General features: G+C 40.1%; 16 protein-coding genes and 2 pseudogenes. 7 read left to right on the top strand and 11 right to left on the bottom strand.

All coding sequences use genetic code 11. The annotated features are described in order from the left end of the window. Together GEZ89_RS08040 and tig are read left to right on the top strand one after the other, a co-directional pair. Positions 1-1628, top strand: a 1628-nt coding sequence (locus GEZ89_RS08040; RefSeq protein WP_153225634.1) for a mucin-binding protein, incomplete at its 5' end; no start/stop codon positions are given. A gap of 397 nt (positions 1629-2025) precedes the next feature. Then, on the top strand, positions 2026-3309 hold the full coding sequence (gene tig / locus GEZ89_RS08035) for a trigger factor (protein WP_153225633.1): 1284 nt from the start codon (positions 2026-2028) through the stop codon (positions 3307-3309). A 46-nt stretch (positions 3310-3355) separates the two neighbouring features. Here tig and GEZ89_RS08030 read toward each other — a convergent pair whose 3' ends face one another. The 3 genes from GEZ89_RS08030 to rnhC all read right to left on the bottom strand — a co-directional run bounded on the left by GEZ89_RS08030 (position 3356) and on the right by rnhC (position 7319). Continuing rightward, positions 3356-5722, bottom strand: a complete 2367-nt coding sequence (locus GEZ89_RS08030) for an ATP-dependent RecD-like DNA helicase (RefSeq protein ID WP_153225632.1) — start codon at positions 5720-5722, stop codon at positions 3356-3358. Between the two features lie 100 nt (positions 5723-5822). Next, positions 5823-6434 (bottom strand): signal peptidase I, encoded by a 612-nt coding sequence (gene lepB, locus GEZ89_RS08025; protein WP_075231822.1) that lies wholly within the window; start codon positions 6432-6434, stop codon positions 5823-5825. A gap of 3 nt (positions 6435-6437) precedes the next feature. Further along, positions 6438-7319, bottom strand: coding sequence for a ribonuclease HIII (rnhC, locus tag GEZ89_RS08020; protein ID WP_153225631.1), 882 nt, complete (start codon positions 7317-7319; stop codon positions 6438-6440). Positions 7320-7406: 87 nt separating this feature from the next. On the opposite strand from rnhC, the gene zapA reads away from it, so the two are divergent. The 3 genes from zapA (at position 7407) to GEZ89_RS08005 (ending at position 10854) form a co-directional block, all read left to right on the top strand. Then, entirely contained in the window at positions 7407-7709 is a 303-nt protein-coding gene (gene zapA / locus GEZ89_RS08015) for a cell division protein ZapA (RefSeq protein ID WP_153225630.1), read from the top strand. Continuing rightward, complete coding sequence (locus GEZ89_RS08010; protein ID WP_153225629.1) at positions 7706-8254, top strand: CvpA family protein; 549 nt, start codon at positions 7706-7708, stop codon at positions 8252-8254. Before zapA ends, GEZ89_RS08010 begins: the two co-directional genes overlap by 4 nt. Positions 8255-8517: 263 nt before the next feature. Further along, positions 8518-10854, top strand: coding sequence for an endonuclease MutS2 (locus GEZ89_RS08005; RefSeq protein ID WP_153225628.1), 2337 nt, complete (start codon positions 8518-8520; stop codon positions 10852-10854). A 29-nt stretch (positions 10855-10883) separates the two neighbouring features. Here the strand turns inward: GEZ89_RS08005 and GEZ89_RS08000 are convergent. The 3 genes and pseudogenes from GEZ89_RS08000 to GEZ89_RS07990 all read right to left on the bottom strand — a co-directional run. Then, positions 10884-11132 (bottom strand): annotated as a pseudogene (locus tag GEZ89_RS08000) (transposase); the annotation flags it as partial. 268 nt (positions 11133-11400) lie between these two features. Next, positions 11401-13239, bottom strand: a complete 1839-nt coding sequence (locus tag GEZ89_RS07995) for an N-acetylmuramoyl-L-alanine amidase (protein ID WP_322741500.1) — start codon at positions 13237-13239, stop codon at positions 11401-11403. A gap of 110 nt (positions 13240-13349) precedes the next feature. Then, complete coding sequence (locus GEZ89_RS07990; RefSeq protein ID WP_083301295.1) at positions 13350-13703, bottom strand: DUF3397 domain-containing protein; 354 nt, start codon at positions 13701-13703, stop codon at positions 13350-13352. A 251-nt stretch (positions 13704-13954) separates the two neighbouring features. Here GEZ89_RS07990 and GEZ89_RS07985 point away from each other — a divergent pair. Both GEZ89_RS07985 and GEZ89_RS07980 read left to right on the top strand, forming a co-directional pair. After that, positions 13955-15206: pseudogene (locus tag GEZ89_RS07985) on the top strand (dicarboxylate/amino acid:cation symporter). A gap of 13 nt (positions 15207-15219) precedes the next feature. Next, positions 15220-16161: an ATP-grasp domain-containing protein gene (locus tag GEZ89_RS07980; RefSeq protein WP_153225626.1), complete on the top strand. Its 942-nt coding sequence runs from the start codon at positions 15220-15222 to the stop codon at positions 16159-16161. 227 nt (positions 16162-16388) lie between these two features. Here the strand turns inward: GEZ89_RS07980 and GEZ89_RS07975 are convergent, their stop codons facing one another. The 5 genes from GEZ89_RS07975 to GEZ89_RS07955 are packed head-to-tail and all read right to left on the bottom strand — an operon-like array spanning position 16389 to position 21085. Next, positions 16389-17252, bottom strand: a complete 864-nt coding sequence (locus GEZ89_RS07975; protein ID WP_153225625.1) for a YihY/virulence factor BrkB family protein — start codon at positions 17250-17252, stop codon at positions 16389-16391. A gap of 31 nt (positions 17253-17283) precedes the next feature. Then, positions 17284-19338, bottom strand: a complete 2055-nt coding sequence (locus GEZ89_RS07970; protein ID WP_153225624.1) for a cation:proton antiporter — start codon at positions 19336-19338, stop codon at positions 17284-17286. A gap of 11 nt (positions 19339-19349) precedes the next feature. Next, positions 19350-19604 (bottom strand): hypothetical protein, encoded by a 255-nt coding sequence (locus tag GEZ89_RS07965; RefSeq protein WP_075231833.1) that lies wholly within the window; start codon positions 19602-19604, stop codon positions 19350-19352. Beyond that, complete coding sequence (locus GEZ89_RS07960) at positions 19597-20154, bottom strand: tRNA (mnm(5)s(2)U34)-methyltransferase (RefSeq protein ID WP_153225623.1); 558 nt, start codon at positions 20152-20154, stop codon at positions 19597-19599. The genes GEZ89_RS07965 and GEZ89_RS07960 overlap by 8 nt, the downstream gene beginning before the upstream one ends. After that, on the bottom strand, positions 20138-21085 hold the full coding sequence (locus tag GEZ89_RS07955; protein ID WP_153225622.1) for a TIGR01212 family radical SAM protein: 948 nt from the start codon (positions 21083-21085) through the stop codon (positions 20138-20140). Before GEZ89_RS07955 ends, GEZ89_RS07960 begins: the two co-directional genes overlap by 17 nt. Positions 21086-21282: the final 197 nt, after the last annotated feature.

Here is a 21282-nt window from a genome sequence, read left to right as displayed (position 1 = left end):
GTAAGGTATCTGTACCAGTAATTCCAGGTTACTACGCTGATAAGACAGAAGCTGGTGGTAAGACAGTTACTCCAGAAAATCCTGAAGCAACAGATACAGTAACCTACAAACCACTTGGAAACTTGGTTCCAAAACCAGGAACACCAGACGATCCAAACTTCCCATCAATACCAAAAGTGAAGTATCCAAATGATCCAAACAATCCAGGTAAACCAGGTAAGCCAGTGGTTCCAGATGTACCAGGCTACAGACCATACTTGCCAGATCCAAAAGATCCAAGCAAACCAGGTCAACCAGTAGAACCAGGTAAGGAGCTTCCAAACCTTCCAACAAACCCAGGTGAAGACACACCAATCATCTACGTATCAATCGTAAATGATGTGAAGAAACCAACTAAACAAACAGTTAAGTTTGAAGGAGCAGGCGATAAGACTCCAGCCGACAACGTCCAAGACGACTTCACATTCACTGGTAAAGAAAACAAAGCTTCTGGAACTACAACATGGACTGAGAAGAGCCATACTTATGGTAAGGTATCTGTTCCAGTAATTCCAGGTTACTACGCTGATAAGACAGAAGCTGGTGGTAAGACAGTAACTCCAGAAAATCCTGAAGCAACAGATACAGTAACCTACAAACCGCTTGGAAAATTGGTTCCAAAACCAGAGAAACCAAACGATCCAAACTTCCCATCAACACCAAAAGTGAAGTATCCAAATGATCCAACAGATCCAGGTAAACCAGGTAAACCAGTTGTTCCAGACGTACCAGGCTACAAACCATACTTGCCAGATCCAAAAGATCCAAGCAAACCAGGTCAACCAGTAGAACCAGGTAAGGAGCTACCAAACCTTCCAACAAACCCAGGTGACGACACCCCAATCATCTACGTTCCAATCGTAAATGATGTGACTAAACCAACTAAACAAACAGTTAAGTTTGAAGGAGCAGGCGATAAGACTCCAGCAGACAATGTCCAAGATGACTTTACGTTTACTGGTAAAGAAAACAAAGCTTCTGGAACTACAACATGGAATGAGAAGAGCCATACTTACGGTAAGGTATCAGTTCCAGTAATTCCAGGTTACTACGCTGATAAGACAGAGGCTGGTGGTAAGACAGTTACTCCAGAAAATCCTGAAGCAACAGATACAGTTACTTACAAACCGCTTGGCAGTTTGGTTCCGAAATCTGATGATCCGAAATTCCCATCAACACCAGATGTGAAATATCCAAATGATCCAACAGATCCAGGTAAACCAGGTAAACCAGTCGTTCCAGACGTACCAGGCTACAAACCATACTTGCCAGATCCAAAAGATCCAAGCAAACCAGGTCAACCAGTAGAACCAGGTAAGGAACTTCCAAATCTTCCAACAAATCCAGGTGAAGACACCCCAATCATCTACGTTCCAATCGTACCAAAAACTCCTAATGTCCCAACTCCAGAGCCAAGACCAGAGACACCTGGCACTCCAAATCCAGAACCAAAACCTTTGAATCCTGAAAAAGTAGTTCGCGAATTGCCAAATACTGGTACAGATTCAAATACGGTTATGACTGGACTTGGAATCATTGGAATGGCAACAACGCTATTAGGTTTAGCCCAAAAGAAAAAAGAAGATTAGAATAAATATTTAATCTTATTGAAATTACTTTGGACTAGATGATAGAGTCTATAGCATTAAGAGGGCAAACATTTTAAGAATGTTTGTCTTCTTTTTATATAATGGATTGAACCTAGAATAGTACGATACAGATTCTAAAACATTTCTAGAAATTACTTTGACTTTCCTAATCTCTTTGTTCATACCTTATTTCAATCTACTATATATAGTAGGTGTAATACTCAAAATGAATCAAACTTAAATTTTTATGTCTAAATTTGCAAACTAACTTCTAGAGAAATTAGCCAAATTACCCAAAATGTGTTTTAGCCAGATTTATCTGCATTAGTCTAGCTTTTATCAATGGAAAATGTTATAATAGACTGTATTTAAAAAAATTTTAAGGAGAAATGACAGAATGTCTGTATCATTTGAAAACAAAGAAACAAACCGTGGTGTCTTGACTTTCACTATCTCTCAAGACCAAATCAAACCAGAATTGGATCGTGTATTTAACTCAGTAAAGAAATCTCTTAACGTTCCTGGTTTCCGTAAAGGTCATCTTCCACGTCCTATCTTCGACAAAAAATTTGGTGAAGAGTCACTTTACCAAGACGTTATGAACGCTCTTTTGCCAAACGCTTATGAAGCAGCTGTAAAAGAAGCTGGTCTTGAAGTCGTTGCACAACCAAAAATTGACGTAACTTCAATGGAAAAAGGTCAAGATTGGGTTATCACTGCTGAAGTTGTTACAAAACCTGAAGTTAAATTGGGTGACTACAAAAACCTTGAAGTATCAGTTGATGTAGAAAAAGAAGTAACTGATGCTGATGTTGAAGAACGTATCGAACGTGAACGCAACAACTTGGCTGAATTGGTGATCAAAGAAGCTGCTGCTGAAAACGGCGACACTGTTGTTATCGACTTTGTTGGTTCTATTGACGGTGTTGAATTTGACGGTGGAAAAGGTGAAAACTTCTCACTTGGACTTGGTTCAGGTCAATTCATCCCTGGTTTCGAAGACCAATTGGTTGGACACTCAGCTGGTGAAACTGTTGATGTTATCGTAACATTCCCAGAAGACTACCAAGCAGAAGACCTTGCTGGTAAAGAAGCTAAATTCGTGACAACTATCCACGAAGTAAAAGCTAAAGAAGTTCCAGCTCTTGACGATGAACTTGCAAAAGATATCGACGAAGAAGTTGAAACACTTGCTGAATTGAAAGAAAAATACCGCAACGAATTGGCTGCTGCTAAAGAAGAAGCATACAAGGATGCAGTTGAAGGTGCAGCAATCGATAAAGCAGTTGAAAATGCTGAAATCGTAGAACTTCCAGAAGAAATGATCCACGAAGAAGTTCACCGTTCAGTAAATGAATTCCTTGGAAACTTGCAACGTCAAGGTATTAACCCTGACATGTACTTCCAAATCACTGGAACTACTCAAGAAGACCTTCACAAACAATACGAAGCAGAAGCTGAGTCACGTACGAAGACTAACCTTGTTATCGAAGCAGTTGCGAAAGCTGAAGGATTTGACGCTACTGACGAAGAAATCCAAAAAGAAATCGAGCAATTGGCTGCAGATTACAACATGGAAGTTGCTCAAGTACAAAACTTGCTTTCAGCTGATATGTTGAAACACGATATCACAATCAAAAAAGCTGTTGAATTGATCACAAGCACTGCAACAGTAAAATAATCTGAAAAGATAAAAGCCCACCGGATTCGGTGGGTTTTCTTATACTTTATTTTCCGAAAAATTCTTGTAGGTCTTCTTGGCTAATCCCAATCATAGCTGGGATACTAGTCCAGTTTTCTTCGGTTAGAATATAGGATTGTTCAGTGTATGTTGAGATGGCAGTATCGGTTGCAAGTTGGTTTGTTTCCTCTGCATTCTCCATTAGGTCAGCGAAACGTTCAATTAGATAGGTCTTGCGTGCTGTCCCGATGTGCTTGGTTGCATAGTCAAAGGCCTGTATTTCGCCTAGTAAAATCAGTTTACTTTTGGCCCGAGTGATAGCAGTGTAGATGAGATTGCGCTCCAGCATGCGTTTGCTAGCACTAGTAATCGGAAGAATCACAACAGGAAACTCGCTACCCTGAGACTTATGGATACTCATGGCATAGGCTAAGCGAATCTTGTACCATTCATTTCGAGGATAGGAAACCTCGTTCCCATCAAAGTCGATGACAATTTCATCTTGCTTGGATTCGGTGTATTTTCCTGGAATCAAGTCTGTGATATAGCCTAAGTCTCCGTTAAAGACATTGACCTCTGCATCGTTGACTAGGTGAATGACCTTATCTCCTGTTCGATAGTGGTACTGAGGAGCTTCAAAGCTAAGCTGGTCTTTTTGTGGAGGATTAAGGAGGTCTTGCATGAGCTGGTTGATGGCATCAATACCAGCAGTTCCACGGTACATAGGGGCAAGAACCTGAATATCACGAGCAGGGATGCCACTTCTGATAGCAGCACCTAGGATTTTTTCAATGCTAGCAGGGATATGGTTACTAGCGATTTCAAAGTAGGAGCGATCTGCTTTTTTCTGGGTGAAGTCTGCAGGCAATATTCCCTGACGAATCTGACTGGCAAGCGTGACGATGGTTGATTCTTCGCTCTGACGGTAGATTCGTTCCAAACGTGTTTGAGGAATACTTGAAATCTGGAGCAAGTCAGCCAAGACTTGACCAGGACTAACCGATGGCAGCTGGTCGCTATCACCAACGATAAGGATTTTACTGTTAGAGGAGATGTTGGAAAAGAGCTGGTTGGCTAGCCAAGTATCTACCATAGAAAACTCATCTACAATGATAAAGTCAGCATCCAGATAATCTTCCAGATGGCTGGTGTCGTCATCTCCAGTCATACCCAAATGGCGGTGAATGGTAGCACTAGGTAGACCTGTTAGCTCATTCATGCGACGGGCTGCGCGACCAGTGGGAGCGGCTAGGAGAATGGGCAAATTGCTCTTTCTCTTGAGGTCTAGTCCTTCTAAGAGAGCATAGACAGCGATAATGCCGTTGATAACAGTGGTCTTACCTGTACCAGGCCCACCTGTAAGGATAAAGACCTTGTTTTGGATAGCATCGCAGATGGCCTGTTTTTGAATACTATCATACTCAATTCCCAGTTCTTCCTCAACAGTTGTGATATGGTCTTGAATAGTCTCTAGATCCTGTTTTTTACTCTGTCCTTTTTCGAGGATTCTGATGAGTTGGCTGCGAATCCCTTCTTCTGCAAAAAAGAGGCTATTATCAAAAATTTTGGTATCAATCTGCTGGACTTTATCTTCTTCAATCAGATAAGCAAGTTCTTGGGCAATTTGACTCGGATCTAGTTCGACTGGACGGGAGGATTCTAGAAGGTTGAGGGTTTGCTCCAACAAGTCTCTAGCTTCCATATAGGTATCTCCCGTTTCCATGCAACCTTGAAAGAGACTATGGACAAGACCAGCACGGAAGCGTTCGGGAGCTTGACTCTCAATTCCCAATTCTTGGGCCAGTTGGTCAGCAATGGTAAATCCCAAGCCCTTGATATCCTCAACCAGTTGATAGGGATAATTCTCGACAATCTCTAGAGTTTCTTCCTTGTAAAAGTCTTGAATCTGAAAGGCCAGTTTATTAGGAATGCCGTAGTTGGCTAGCTTGGCTAAGACCATCTCTGTTCCGTAATTAAGACGAAGGGTTGAGACGAAGGCTTCACGATTTTTAGCAGAGAGTCCAGAGATAGACTGGAGTTTGTCTGGATTTTCTAAGATTTTGTCAATAGTGTTATCTCCGTAAATATCCACAATTTTCTGAGCTGTTTTGAGTCCAATTCCCTTAAAATGGCTACTGGAGAAATACTTGACCAAGCCCTTACTAGTCGGCTTGGCTCTCTCATAGCGAGTCATTTGTAGCTGTTCCCCATACTTGGAGTGTTGGACAATTTGCCCCCAAAAAGTGTATTCCTCTCCTTCAATGATATCAGCCATGGTACCTGTGACAATGATTTCATAATCATCAAAGTCTTCAGCATTGGTATCATCAATATCTAGGAGCAAAATGCGGAAAAAATTGCTGACATTTTCAAAAATAATGCGTTCAATGGTGCCTGAAAAATAAACTTCCATAAAATTCCTTACAATAGTGTCTGAGAAAATTTATCCCAGATTTAGTCAAAATAGAATGAGAAGAGGCTGAGATGGAAAATTCTCGGCCTCTTCCTAGTTTTTAAAATGTTCCGATACGCTTGAGTGGCCAGAAGCGGAATTTGGCTTCACCAGTGATATCTTTTGCCTTAAAGGTACCAACATGTCGACTGTCGCTAGATACCAGACGGTCATCACCCAGTAGGAGGTATTCTCCTTCTGGAACAGTGAAGGTGAAGCTAGTGTTGTAATTAACATCTAGGGTAAAGGCCTGAGCCTTTTGGGCAATGGTTCTAAAGTATTCGCCCTTTTTTCCATCCCAACCAGTTCCAGTATAGGTGCTTTGGAGCTTATCTTCCTTGAAACGCTTAAGGTATTCTGCTAGATAAGGCTCATCAGTTTCTTGACCATTGATATAGAGCTTGTCGCTCTCGTAACGAATGGTATCTCCTGGCATACCGATGACTCGCTTAACGATGTCCTTGTTCCCGTCGTCTTCATGGGCAACCACGATATCAAAACGATTGATTGGGAGATGTTTAACCACAAAGAGGACTTCTCCATCTGCTAAGGTAGGATCCATTGAATGTCCTTCTACACTGACATTCCTCCAGAGAAAGAGACGACTAAGGGCGATAAGAGTGATAATGAGGATAAAACTCCACTCTTTTAAAAACGATTTAAAATATTTCATAATTTACCTTTCTAGCAGTTTTTTTGCTTTTTCAGTATTTTTAAAGTGTAGTTTGGCGCAGAAGTTGAGTCCCTGCCTACCATAAGCACGAAGGATTTGGCTAGCTACCTTATCAGAAGCTGTTCCAGCTCCGCTTGGAAGTTGATAGCCAAGTTCTCTCCCCAGATTTTCGAGATTCTCTAGAAAGAGATCACGCGCAATGATAGAGCTTACTGCGACAGCCAAGTACTTACCTTCGGCTTTTTCCTCTAGACTGACTGGATTAGAAAAATGATTGGCTTCATTTTTTAAGTACTTTTCATAGTTCTGAGCACTAGTGAAGGCATCGATAACAATCTTTTCTGGCTGGACTCCCTTTTGGAGAAGGAGAAAAATTGCTTGATTGTGTAAGGCTACCTTAACAGAAACGGCGTTGTAGCGCTCACCAATGACTTCGTTATACTTACTTGGAGAAAGCAGTAGAGCTTGGTGCTGGATTCTCTCTTTAAGGAGAGGGGCAAGCTGACGAATCTTTTGGTCTGTCAGAGTCTTAGAGTCCCCAACACCCAGTTTTCGTAGGAAGTCATGCTGGTCAGGCGTTACAAAGGATGCTACTACAGCTAGACCACCGAAGTAGGAACCATTTCCCACCTCATCTGTTCCAAGCAAAGGGAAATTTTGCCCACTAGCTACTGGGCTGACCTGATAACCAAAAAAGCTGGCGTAACGTTCAGCAGCTTCTCCTTGCAAGAGCACTTTTCCAGATGTATAGATGGAAACACTTGCCTGTGGAAGCTTGAAAAAGTAGCGAATATAAGGATTTTTACTAGGAGTCAGTGCTTGTTCATATTTCTGAACAAAGGCTTGGATTTCCTTTTCGCTTGGAGTTAATGTAATACTTGCCATAGTTCTTATTGTACCATAAAAGCCGCAGAATTGGTAAAAACTGACAAACTTAGTGAAATTTGGTATAATATCGTGAGGTGAATTTTTATGGCAAATTTAAATCGATATAAGTTTATATTCGGAAAAAAAACATTGACCCTAACAACTGAGCATGACAACCTCTTTATGGAGGAAATTGCCAAGGTTGCAACTGAAAAATATGAAGCAATTAAAGAGCAAATGCCTGGAGCGGATGATGAGACAATCGCTATTTTATTAGCAGTCAATAGCTTGTCAACTCAACTCAGTCGTGAGATTGAATTTGATGATAAGGAGCAAGAATTAGAAGCTCTCCGTCATCAGGTTGTTGCAGCAAAACAAGAACAGAGCAAGATTGAGGACTCACTATGATTTCCATCTTTCTTTTATTGGTTCTGGCTTGGAGTTTTTATATCGGCTATCGCAGAGGCTTGGTCCTACAAGTCTATTATCTCCTAGCTACAATCGTCTCAGCTTATTTTGCGGGGAATTTTTATCAGTCATTGGGAGAAACATTTCATTTGTTGATTCCTTATGCCAATCCTCAGGAAGGGCAGGGTACCTTTTTCTTCCCATCTGACCAGCTCTTCCAATTGGACAAGGTCTTTTACGCAGGTATTGGCTATCTCTTAGCCTTTGCCGTATTTTACTGCATCGGTCGTTTGATTGGACTCTTTTTTAACCTAGTACCAACCAAAAAGTTAGGTGGCAAATATTTTCGCATCGGTGCAGGAGTCTTATCAGTTGGAGTGACCATATTTGTCCTTCAGATGATGCTGACCATCCTTGCGACTGTGCCCCTAGCAATCGTTCAAAATTCACTTGAAAATAGTCTAGTAGCCAAACATATGATTCAGAGTATTCCAGTAACTACTGACTTGATTAAACAACTCTGGGTAACCAAACTAATCGGATAAAAAGGGCGGGAACTATTCCTAGCCTTTTGTTTACAATTTCATACTCTTCGGAAATCTCTTCAAACCACGTCAGCTTCGCCTTGGATTATATATGTGACTGACTTCGTCAGTCTTATCTACAACCTCAAAGCAGTGCTTTGAGCAACCTATGGCTAGCTTCCTAGTTTGCTCTCTGATTTTCATTGAGTATCAATAGTTTAGGAGCCTTTTTGAAAAGAGTGAGAATTTGAAAAATTCGTTCGCTCATTACGAAGGAAAAGAAAATGAATAAAAAAATACTAGAAACATTAGAATTTAATAAGGTCAAGGCTTTATTTGAGCCCCATCTTTTGACTGAGCAAGGACTAGAACAGTTGAAAGAACTTGCTCCGACTGATAAAGGAGACAAGATTAAGCAAGCTTTTGCAGAGATGAAGGAAATGCAAGAACTCTTTGTCGAGCATCCTCATTTCAGCATTTCTGCAACAAAAGATATTGCTGCAACTAGCAAACGTTTGGAGATGGGTGCTGACCTCAACATCGAGGAATTTCTCCTTCTCAAGCGTGTCATCTTTGCCAGTCGTGAATTGCAGAATTTTTATGACAATCTTGAAAATGTACGTTTAGAACACCTAGCTAACTGGTTTGAGAAACTTCATGATTTTCCACATTTACAGGGAAATCTACAAGCCATCAACGAAGCTGGATTTATTGAGAACTTTGCTAGTGAAGATTTGGCACGAATCCGTCGAAAAATCCATGATAGTGAAAGTCAAGTCCGTGATGTCCTGCAAGACCTTCTCAAACAAAAAGCTCAGATGCTGACAGAAGGGATTGTCGCAAGTAGAAATGATCGCCAAGTTCTTCCAGTTAAAAACACCTATCGTAACAAGATTGCTGGTGTGGTTCATGATATCTCTGCCAGCGGGAACACTGTTTATATCGAACCACGTGAAGTGGTCAAGCTAAGTGAAGAAATCGCAAGTCTTCGTGCAGACGAACGTTATGAGATGCTGCGTATCCTCCAAGAACTCTCTGAAAGAGTAAGACCTCATGCAGCTGAAATCGCCAATGATGCATGGATTATTGGACATTTGGACCTGATTCGTGCTAAGGTTCGCTTTATTCAAGAGACGGAGGCAGTAGTACCTCAAGTGTCTGAGGGACAGGAGATTCAACTGCTGCACGTTCGTCATCCTCTTGTAAAAAATGCAGTCGCAAATGATGTGCACTTTGGGAAAGATTTGACAGCTATTGTTATTACTGGTCCCAATACGGGTGGTAAGACCATTATGCTCAAGACCTTAGGTTTGACCCAGTTGATGGCCCAGTCTGGTCTACCAATTTTAGCTGATAAGGGTAGTCGTGTAGGGATTTTCGAGGAGATTTTCGCAGATATCGGAGACGAGCAGTCCATTGAGCAAAGTCTCTCAACCTTCTCTAGTCATATGACCAATATCGTTGATATTCTTGGTAAGGTCAATCAAAACTCGTTCTTGCTACTTGATGAGCTTGGAGCAGGTACAGATCCTCAAGAAGGTGCAGCCCTTGCCATGTCAATCCTAGAAGACTTGCGCTTGCGTCAGGTTAAGACCATGGCAACCACTCATTATCCTGAACTAAAAGCTTATGGAATTGAAACGGCTTATGTTCAGAATGCTAGCATGGAGTTTGATACAGCTAGCCTGCGTCCAACTTATCGCTTTATGCAGGGTGTACCTGGTCGAAGTAATGCTTTTGAGATTGCTAAACGTCTAGGATTGTCAGATGTCATTGTAGGCGATGCCAGCAAGCAGATTAACCAAGACAATGATGTCAATCGCATCATTGAGCAATTGGAAGAACAAACACTTGAAAGTCGTAAACGTCTTGAGAATATTCGCCAAGTCGAGCAAGAAAACCTCAAGATGAACCGTGCCCTTAAAAAACTCTACAACGAGCTCAATCGTGAGAAGGAAACAGAACTCAATAAGGCGCGTGAACAAGCTGCTGAGATTGTTGACTTGGCTCTGGCTGAAAGTGACGATATTTTAAAAAATCTTCACAGTAAATCTCAACTGAAACCGCACGAGATTATCGAAGCCAAAGCTAAGCTCAAAAAATTAGCCCCTGAAAAAGTAGACCTTTCTAAAAACAAGGTTCTTCAGAAGGCCAAGAAAAAACGAGCTCCAAAAGTTGGAGATGATATTATCGTTTTAAGCTATGGTCAACGTGGTACCTTGACCAATCAACTCAAGGATGGTCGTTGGGAGGCTCAAGTTGGCTTGATTAAGATGACGCTTGAGGAAAAAGAGTTTGACTTGGTTCAGGCTCAGCAAGAAGCGCCAGTCAAGAAGAAACAAGTCAACGTCGTCAAACGTGCAGCAGGCAAAGGCCCACAGGCTCGACTAGACCTTCGCGGCAAACGCTACGAGGAAGCTATGGAAGCCTTGGATGCCTTTATCGATCAAGCCCTGCTCAACAATATGGCCCAAGTCGACATCATCCACGGTATCGGTACAGGAGTCATCCGTGAAGGAGTAACCAAATACTTGCAAAGAAACAAACAAGTCAAGAGCTTTGGCTACGCACCACAAAATGCAGGTGGATCTGGCGCAACCATCGTAACCTTTAAGGGATAAAGCAAAAATAATGAAAATTTGATCCTAGATAAACTACCTCTACCTGCAAGATAATCTGTTACAGTCTTTTCTTTTAACTCTGAACTATATTTCTTCCAGCTATGACGCTCCTTGAGCCCTTCTACACCCTCTGTTTGATACTTACGAATCCAATTTCTGATTGTGTCACCATTTACTCCAAATGCTTTGGTCAAAATAGATATTGACTTCCCTTGTTCAAGGTAAAGATGAACAACTTCTAACTTCTCCTCCACTGATTTCGGACCTCTTTTTGCCATACGAAAACTCCCCCTGTAGTTTCTAGTGAAATTTTGTTTTTTCACTGTCCACTATAAGGGGAGTATATCAAACTTTAGTAGTAAGCAAAAGGGGGCAAAAATATTATAGCCAATTGAAACAAGAACAAGACTATATCGTGCCACTTTCAAGTGGTATAGTTATCGGCGCTGGAGTCTTGGCTTGTGTGGGGATTGGTTTTCTCTTTCCTGAAGCCAACAAATTAGAAGAATAATACAAAAAATCTCGAGGTTTCTCGAGACTTTTTCTTTATTGACCTGCGTAATATTTTTGAATCCCTTTGACAATACCTGCAACCAATCTGTTTTGGTAGGCATCACTGCGGACTTGTTGATTCTCATTGAAATTATCAATATAGCCCAATTCCAATAGAACAGCTGGTTTATCAGTTTCTCGAAGGACAGCAAAACTACTTTGTAGGAGTCCTGCATCCTTAGCACCAGTTTCAGCTAGTAGTGAAGAGTGGATATCGGCAGCCAGGCGATTGCTTTCACTGATACGGTCAGGGTGGTTATGCCAGTATGGGTTGATCTTAGCACGATAGCCACTGTCTTCTTCGTAAGAGTAAGTTTGAATACCAGATCTCCCTGAAGCAGGATTTCCGCTTGCATTGAAGTGAATACTGATGAATATGTCTGAGTCCGTTTTGTTAACCATTTTTGAACGTTCAGTGACAAAGTCGACATAGACATCACTATCTCTCGAAGAAAGAACGGTATAACCAAGACCCTGGAGTTCCTTACGTAGTTTTTGATAAATTTGCATGGTTAGGTCTTTTTCCTGAGTGTTATAATAAACAGCACCAGGGTCTTTTCCACCGTGACCTGGATCTAAGAAAACAGTTTTTGTGTATTTCCCTTTTTCAAATCCACGACTTTCTGGAATTTCAGCAATCCATTTTCCGTTACTCTGGAATAAATGAGTTTGACCGTTTATTTTCTGAGTTCCAGTAACGTAGACGCCATTTTCTTTCAGGTAATACCAAGCATTATAGTAGTTATCAAATATCCATTCACTTTTTGCCATGTAACCACCTGACTTGAGGTAGTAAGAGCCAATCCATTCACGCGCTGCATATGCACCACCAGATTTTAAGTAGAACCAGCTATTATAGTTTTTATCGAAAATCCATTCTTTTTCGGCCATAGCTCCGCTAGCTTTTAGATAGTAGCTACCAATCCATTGGTTATTGGCCATAATACCTTCTTTGTTAAAATAGTACCACGAGCTACCGACTTTTTCCCATTTTTCTTGAGTTGGACGACCAGATGTTTGGGCAAAGTACCATTTTCCTTCTAAATAAACCCAGGACCTTTCAGCCATAGCTCCACTATTGGAGAGAAGGTATCCGTTAAAAATTGTCTTACTTAGCATGATACCATCTTTGTCAAAGTAGTACCAAGAACCACCAATTTTTTCCCACTTGTTTTTGATGACTTTACCAGAAGCAAGTGCATAGTACCATTGTCCATCTTGTTTTACCCAAGCATTCTCAGCCATGGCTCCACTATTCGTTATCAGATAGCCGTCAAAAATTGTGTTGCTGAGCATGATACCGTCTTGGTCAAAATAGTACCAGACACCACCAATCTTTTCCCATTTCTGTTGAGAAATTTTTCCATAAGCGTTAGCGTAATACCATTTATCTTGGAGTTTACTCCAACCAGAATCGACCATAGCCCCGCTACTAGTCAGGATATATCCATCAAAAATAGTATCGTTCAACATGATTCCATCTTTGTTGAAGTAGTACCATTTCCCGTGGATTTTTTTCCAGTTTAGAACAGGGGCATTATTTTCATAGAAGCGCCAGATATTTTCCTCGAATACCCAACCATCTTTTTGGACTTCAGGAGCCTTGTCTTCTTCTTTCTTAGCTGGATTTGTTGTTTGATTGGCATTTGCCTCAGTTGAAGGTTCAGTTTCCTTGGCTGGGAGACTGTTTTTCTCCACTTTGTCAGTAGAGGTTTCACTGTGTGTTGTTTCTACTGGGGTAGACTGTGCTTGGTTTTCCTCAGCATAGCTAAGGTTGCTTGTTAGACCAAATACTGAAAGCGTAATGGCACTTGCCAAGAGCGTTTTTTTCACTTGATTTATCTCCTATTTTAACTTTTTTATAATTTTATCAGAAAAGTGCCTCAGATGGAACATTTAGTGGCCAAAATCGAGGTGCTGGTGGGCTATATTGTAATAGTTGACTATTTCATCACGAAAATTTGAACAATCATGATGATATAGATGAGCAGTGTTAGTAAAAATCCAGCTCGCCAAAAGAATTTAATAAATTTTGGATAATAAAAACTACGTCTTTTGTTTAAGAAGAAAAAGACCAACACAATTGCTAGTATTGATAAGGCCGTTCCCAATACTGGAAGTTGATTGTGTGTAAACATCTTAGCCGTAATCAAATAATATTCAAAAATTAGAAAAGGAAAAGCTAAATCAGCAGCATTGATGCCCCTTTTCTTTAACTTAAAGAGTCTGCTTAAAATAATCGCCAGAGCTAAGGTTAGTACCAAAAGCAAGATGGAAGCAAGTTTCATTAAAATCATACCATTATTGTATCATAAAATTTTGAGAATAGAAAAGTAAATTCCTTGATTTATCACTGTTTTAGCAAAAAATCATTGGTAAGAAACAGATTTTATAATTCCTGCTTGAACAGAATGAATCATGTGTTCGGTACGATGATAGTTTGAACTCTCAATATAAATCTTTTTTATGTTCAACATAGAAAATATATATTAGTCAGAAGTGAAGAATAGTAGTAGAATGAGTAGCAAATAAAACAAAGGAGTTTCTTATGAAATTAGTTACTTTATGGTCAAAACTCTCACTAGGAATTCAATTATTGGTGGCTTTGGTCTTGGGGGTGATTGCTGCAGTCATCTGGCCACAATTTGCAGGCTTTTATCAATTTTTAGGACAAGCCTTTATTAAATTGATCAATATGGTTATCATTCCGCTAATCTTCCCAACCATCGTTGTTGCAGTAGCCGGTGTTATCGGGAAAAAATCTTTTGGAAAAATATTGACCAAGAGCTTGGTTTACTTTTTCGCAGTAACAACTGCTATTACCCTATTGTTTGTATTTGCTAGTTACTATTTAGGATTTGGTCAAGGAGTGAATATTGGTCAAACTGGTGGAAATCTTGATGGGATTGCCAACAATGTAAAATTCAGCGAATTTTTGCTTGGTTTCATTCCATCAAATATCGTTAAGTCGCTTTCAGAAGGTGCCCTCTTGCCAATTATCGTTTTTGCCATCTTTCTTGGTTACGGAATCGGGAATTTTAAATCAGAGAAATCTCAGAAAATTATCCAAGGTTTCCAAATCTGGATTGAAGCCATCTATAAGATTGTTGCAGTGATTGTTAAACTATCACCGATTGGGATTTTTGGATTTATCGCCAAAGATGTTGCCACTACTGGCCTTGATAAATTGATTGGACTTGGTCAGTTTGTCATTGGAACTTATTTGGCTTATGCTGTTTTGGTTCTCCTTATTTTCCCTTTGATTGTAGTCTTCTTTAAAGTTCCGTATTTGTCAGCCTTTCGTGAAAATTGGAGTCTCTTGACACTGGCCTTTGTTACGGGTAGTTCTAGTGTTGTCTTGCCATCACTACTTAAAGATTTGAAAAAAACAGTGGCATGACGAGTATACAATTGATTTAGTTGTTCCTTTAGGATATACTTTTAACTTAGAGGGAGCAGCAGTTTATTTCTCAGTAGCGACAATCTTTATCGCCCACGCCTATGGTATTCAATTTTCTTTATCAAGTCTCTTGTTTACTGTTTTATTGTTGACTTTGATTGGAAAAACTGCAGCAACTGTGCCATCAGGAGCTATCGTAGTTCTACTAGCTGCAGCACCTTAATTGGGCTTGCCAGTTGAAGGAGTGGCCTTGATTTTTGCAGTTGATTTTTTTGTCAATGCCGGCCGTACCATGATCAATGTTTTGGGTCAAATCTTAACAGTTAGCGTTATCGAAAAAACAGAAGGATATATTTTAAAAGAAGAAAAGGAAAGCCAATTATCAGTCAGCTTTTCTTAAGGAGATATGAAAAATGAGTGAAGCAAAAGTTTATGTAATCCATGAGAATCTTGAATGGACCCAGCATTTGGTCAAATGGTTGGAAGAACTAGAAGTCCCTTATGAACTGTGGGATTTGTCTAGTGGGGTTTTAGATTTGCAAAGCCCACCGCCGCAAGGTATCTTTTACAATCGTATGTCTGCCTCTTCTCACACAAGAGGACATCGTTATGCGCCAGAATTTACAGAGCAAGTGATTACTTGGTTAGAAACACACGGACGCAAAGTTGTGAATGGTACCGGTGCTATCAACCTAGAAATCAGTAAAGTCAAACAATATTTGAAGTTAAACGAATCTGGTATCGAGACTCCTGCAACAGTTGCGGTTTTAGGGCAAGAGAACATTATTGAAGCAGCAAGAAAATTGAACATCTATCCTTTGATTACCAAACATAATCGAGCAGGTAAAGGATTGGGGGTTCAACTCTTTCAAAATGAAGAAGAACTTGAAGCCTATGTCAATAGTCCCCTCTTTGAACCTTCAGTGGACGGTATTACCTTGTTACAAGCCTACATCAAGCCAAGTGATGGACGTATCCGTCGTTCAGAGTTTATCAACCAGAAGTTCCTTTATACTGTTTCAATCGATTCTTCAGATGGTTTCCAACTGTGCCCAGCAGATGGTTGCCAAATCGGTAAGAGACCAGAGCAACTGGAAACATCTGAGAAATTCCAGATTACAGAACCTCTACCAGATGGCCGAAGAGAAGCTTATGAGAATTTCTTGAAAAATGCTCAGATTGAAGTTGCGGCGATTGAATGGGTTCAATCAGAGAGTGGAGATATTTATGTCTATGATGTAAATACCAACACCAACTACAATCCTACCGCAGAAAAAAATGCCAATATTTTTGCTCACCAACATTTGGCTCAGTATCTAAAAACAGAATTGCAAGCCCTCACTAGTGGACAATAAAGTAACTAATTCAAAAATCCCCCAGTATCAAATAGCTGGGGGATTGATTTGTTTATACTCTTCGAAAATCTCTTCAAACCACGTCAGCTTCCATCTGCAACCTCAAAATAGTATTTTGAGCTGACTTCGTCAGTTCTATCCACAACCTCAAAACGGTGTTTTGAGCAACCTGCGGCTCGCTTCCTAGTTTGCTCTTTGATTTTCATTGAGTATTAATCGATAAAAAATTATTGATTTGCTTTAAAGTCCGAGTCTTTTAGGCTTTGAACACTGGCATTGATTACTGCACCGATAATCAATATCTTGGCAATGATAATGAACCAGAACATCATGACAACAACGATGATGGAACTGAAAAATCGAACGTCGACTAGATAGTTAACATAATTGTTGAAGTAAGCTGAAAAGATCGTTAATAGAGATATGAGAGTAAGAAGTACGAACAGACTTCCAGGAAGTACGTAACGAATACGACCGACTTTTACATTCGGAAGGAAATAATAGAGCATGATCAAGATCGCAAACAGAAAGGCATAAATCAGCGGTCCTGTAAAATCTTGTAAATATGCAAATAGAGAACTTTCGGATTTCCAGTAGTTTTTTAACAGATCCAATAACATATGACCAAACATACTTAGGAATAGAGCAAGTGCAAAGAGAATCTGTAATCCCAAACTAACCAGGAGACTCATCAGTTGATGGGAAATAAGCCCTCTGTTTTTAGCAATTCCATAAGCTTTATTAAAAGATTTTTGGAGGAAATTCATGGATTTTGAGAAGGTCCAAAGGGATGAGATAACTGCAAAGCTCAAGAGACCAGCAGATGGTTGAGTCAGTACTTCTCGAGCAATCTTTGCTACTACATCATAGATCGTATCTGGTAAAAATTCCTTTAGTGTGATCAAGAAATCAGAGATTGGAATTTGAAAATAAGGCAAGATATTGACAGCTATCATAAGTAAGGGGAAGATTGAAATCAACCAATAATAGGCCACGGCTACACTAGTTAATTCAATATCTGAAACACGATAGTAGTGCAAAAAAGCTTTCAATAAAGGCCTATTGGTTAGTTGTTTCCACAACTTTTTCATTGCATAATCCTCCACAATAATAACCTAAATCTTAATTTCTGCGAACTAATTCCATCATATCATAAGGTAGTGTGTTGGCTGCTTCTTTTAGAGAATAGGTTTCTAGGTTGTTTACATTTTGTCGTAATTTTTTGGCATACTGGGCTGAGATGAGTTTTTGTTTTTCGTATTCAAAGATAGACTTACGTTCTAGATAGTAGCCTCTCAACATTTCATCAATGTTATTGGGTTTGATACGATTGATAACCCGTTCCACAAAGGCACCACTGGTAATATGACTGGTTTCACGGAGACGTGATTCCTGCATAAAGCTAATCAAGGAACTCTTATAAATCCCTTTCAGGTTTTCCAAACTTTCGATGATGATTTCAGTGTTGGCTAGGTAGAGCTCTGCAATCTGATCATAATCGATGGCTAGTAGTCTTTGATTTCCCTTGTCTCTCCAAGAACGGAAGGTTTTTCCAAATGTGAGCAATTCATGAAGGAGAAAACGCACAATCCGGATAGAAACTAGGAAGTAGTAGGTTAGGCGAGAAGCAAAGTTTCGCTTAATATTGTTCTCCATGCTTTTCAAGTACCGTTGATAAACACGATAACCTCTTTCACCGATTTTGCCTTCTTCATAGGCCTGTTCCAAACCATCGTTCTCGATACTGAGAATCAAGAGTTTAAGAGCTTCCCAGTCTTCTTGGATTTCTTTGTTTTCTTGGCTGAGGATGAGATTTTCAATCCGTCCGTGATAATTATCGATAGCAGCATAGAGGGGAACCTTGTTTTTAGTATGTTCCAAATCTTTCTCTAACTCCATGGCAACATCGTTTAGGATAGCGATGTGCATGAGATGATCCTTAGATGGTTCTTGCTCTTCAGAAAGGTGTGGCAAGACCAATAATCCAGTAAGGAAACTGACCAGGGTTACACCAGCTACGAGGAAGAGAAGGAGCGGATATTCCTGCTCTAAGTTAGATGGTATCAAGAGGATGGTAGCAATAGAAACCGTTCCTTTAACTCCAGAAAATGTCAAGAGAAGCATATCTTTGACATACTTGTGGAGACTTTTTTGAAGTTTCTTTATTCGAAACGCGTAAAAGCCGTAAATCATGAGAAAGCGGATGGCAAAGAGTAGGAAGGTTAAGAGGAAGATAGTGATGAGAAGGAGCACATTGTTATAAAAAGCACTCTTAAGAATTGGCTCCGCAATCATCTCCAGTTCCATTCCCAAAATAACAAAGACAGAACCATTAAGCATAAAGGTAACAGTGTGCCATACAGTCTCTGTAACAGTATCAACTTGGGCTTCAAGCAGATTTATTTTCTTGAAACGACTAGCTTTTAAAATACCAGCGACAACGACCGCAATAATTCCAGAAACATGAATCTCTTCAGCTATGAAGAATGTTAAAAGTGGTAAACTGAGATCCAGCAAGAGTTCACTGGCGATATCAGTAGCTCGTACGCTGAGGAGGAAGGAGTGAAGGGAGCGATTAATGAAGGCTGTTATAAGGCCAACTGCAAAACCTCCAATGATGGAAATTGCTAATGAAGTACCAGCTTGGGTAAGTGAGAAAGTCCCTGTTGTCCATGCGATGAGAGCTACACGAAAAGCAATTAGCCCAGAAGCGTCATTTAACAAGCCTTCCCCTTTTAAGATATTTGAAATTCGTTTTGGAAATGTAAACCGTTCAGAAAGGGAAGCAAAGGCAACCAGGTCAGTAGGACCAAGTGCAGCCCCTACGGCTAGGCAGGCAGCTAATGGTAAGCTCGCCCAAAGGACATGGGCAAGTCCTCCCATACTTAGAGTAGATATAAAGATGACGGGGAAAATCAGATAGAGAACGATTCTCCAGTGCTTTAGGATAGAGGTTACATCTGCTTCTTGAGCTTCACGAAAGAGTAGTGGACCAATGACTAAAGCTAGAAACAACTCAGTATCTAAGTGATATTGGTTGTTGGGTAAGCAAAGACCAAGTCCGATTCCCAGAAGAATCTGAATCAGGGGCATGGGTAAAAAGGGAAGAAGTTTATTGGTCGTACTAGAAACAATGAGAACAAGTAAAAATATCAAGAGATAAAAAAGTAAATCCATCTTCTACCTCCTTATTTTTGTTTTCGACAAGCTTCAAAAAGTTCCTTTTGTTCTTGGATTTTTTGATCAATCTTCGAGCAGTCCTTGTGCTCGATTTTCTTCTGACAACGCTCCATTTCAAGTGTTATCATTTTCTTCTTGATTTTCAGCATCTTCTTGCTCATATGAGCTTCATCTAACATACCAACTGCCCGTTCATGTTGGGTTGATTCTACAAAGTTGTGGCGAAGAGCTTCTATTTTATCTCGTAGGTATTGTTTATCCATGTCGATACCTTTCTAATTTTTCAATCATGACTAAAAACGGTGGATTGTTGATCTGGTTGAGAGTGCGATAGATCGTAGCAGTATATTCTTGTTGTGGTAAGTGACTGACAAAATCCATGACTGCATCCCGTTCAATATCTCCGCCTTCATGCCCGTAATAAATCATGATGGCTATTCGTCCACCTTTAACTAGCATTTGGCAAAGTTTATCCAGTGCTTTAATAGTTGTTTGAGGTTGGGTGATAATGCTTTTATCAGCTGAAGGAAGATAACCAAGATTAAAGATGGCTGCTTTCACCTCAGTTACAAACTGATCCACGGTTTCATGACCTTGTAGGATTAATTCTGCATTGGTCAAACCAGCTTCTTGGAGACGTTGGCTAGTCTTTTCTAGAGCTTGTTCCTGTATATCGAAAGCATAGACTTGTTTAGCTAACTTAGCTAGAAAAAGGGTATCATGGCCATTTCCCATGGTCGCATCAACGACAATATCTTCTTGGGTGATGACTTGGGCAAGAAAATCATGCGCCATTTCAAGTGGTCTTTTCATTCATAAACTCCTGTTTTACAGCCTTGCATCCTTGGACGCTACCGCGTCGTCTCATTTCAGCCTCAATGCTATTTAGAACTTCCCATTTATTGAGACTCCACATAGGACCGATCAACATATCTCTAGGTGCATCTCCAGTTATCCGATGGATAACGATATGTTTGGGAATAATTTCTAGTTGGTCACAGATGACCTTGACATATTCATGCTGACTCATGAGCTGTAAACGACCTTCATGATAATCCCTTTGCATCCGAGTATTGGTCATGAGATGAAGTAGGTGAAGTTTAATTCCTTGGATATCATTGTCCCTTACACAACGCCGAACATTTTCCACCATCATGTCATGAGTTTCTCCGGGCAAACCATTGATCAAATGGGCAACAATCTCAATCTTCGGATACTTTCGAAGTCGTTTGACTGTCTCCACGTAGAGTTCATAGGAGTGGGCGCGGTTAATCAATTCTGAAGTTTCTTCATAAGTAGTTTGTAAGCCTAACTCTACGGTAACATGCATTCGCTCTGATAATTCTGCCAAGTATTTAATTGTCTCATCAGGAAGGCAATCTGGTCGAGTTCCGATATTGATGCCGACAACCCCAGGTTCATTGATAGCTTGTTCATAGCGTTCGCGAATCACTTCCAGCTTTTCATGTGTATTGGTAAAATTTTGGAAGTAAACCAAATATTTTTTAACTTCAGGCCACTTACGATGCATAAAGTCAATTTCTTTATAGAATTGCTCGCGAATAGGAGCATCAGGAGCAACGATTGCATCTCCAGAACCAGAAACCGTACAAAAAGTACAGCCCCCATGTGCTACAGTTCCATCGCGATTGGGGCAATCAAAGCCAGCATCGATAGGAACTTTGAAAGTTTTTTCTCCGAATAAATTTCGATAATAATCATTCAAGGTATTATAGGATTTCATAGCTAATATTATATCAGAAAAGACCCGCAAACTCAAAAAAGGTCAGTAAGAGAGAGCGTGCCTAGAAAGTGAAACGAAAGAAAAAGTCAAAATTTTTTTATAAAAGCCTTTACAAAAAAATAAAAAGTGGTAAAATTAAAACATAAACATGCGCAAACGTTTTCGTAAAACGTTTGCCGAATAAATATAAAGGAGAT

Source organism: Streptococcus mitis (genome assembly GCF_009496285.1).
Lineage (GTDB): Bacteria > Bacillota > Bacilli > Lactobacillales > Streptococcaceae > Streptococcus > Streptococcus mitis_BP.
This window is presented reverse-complemented; position numbering and strand designations above follow the sequence as displayed.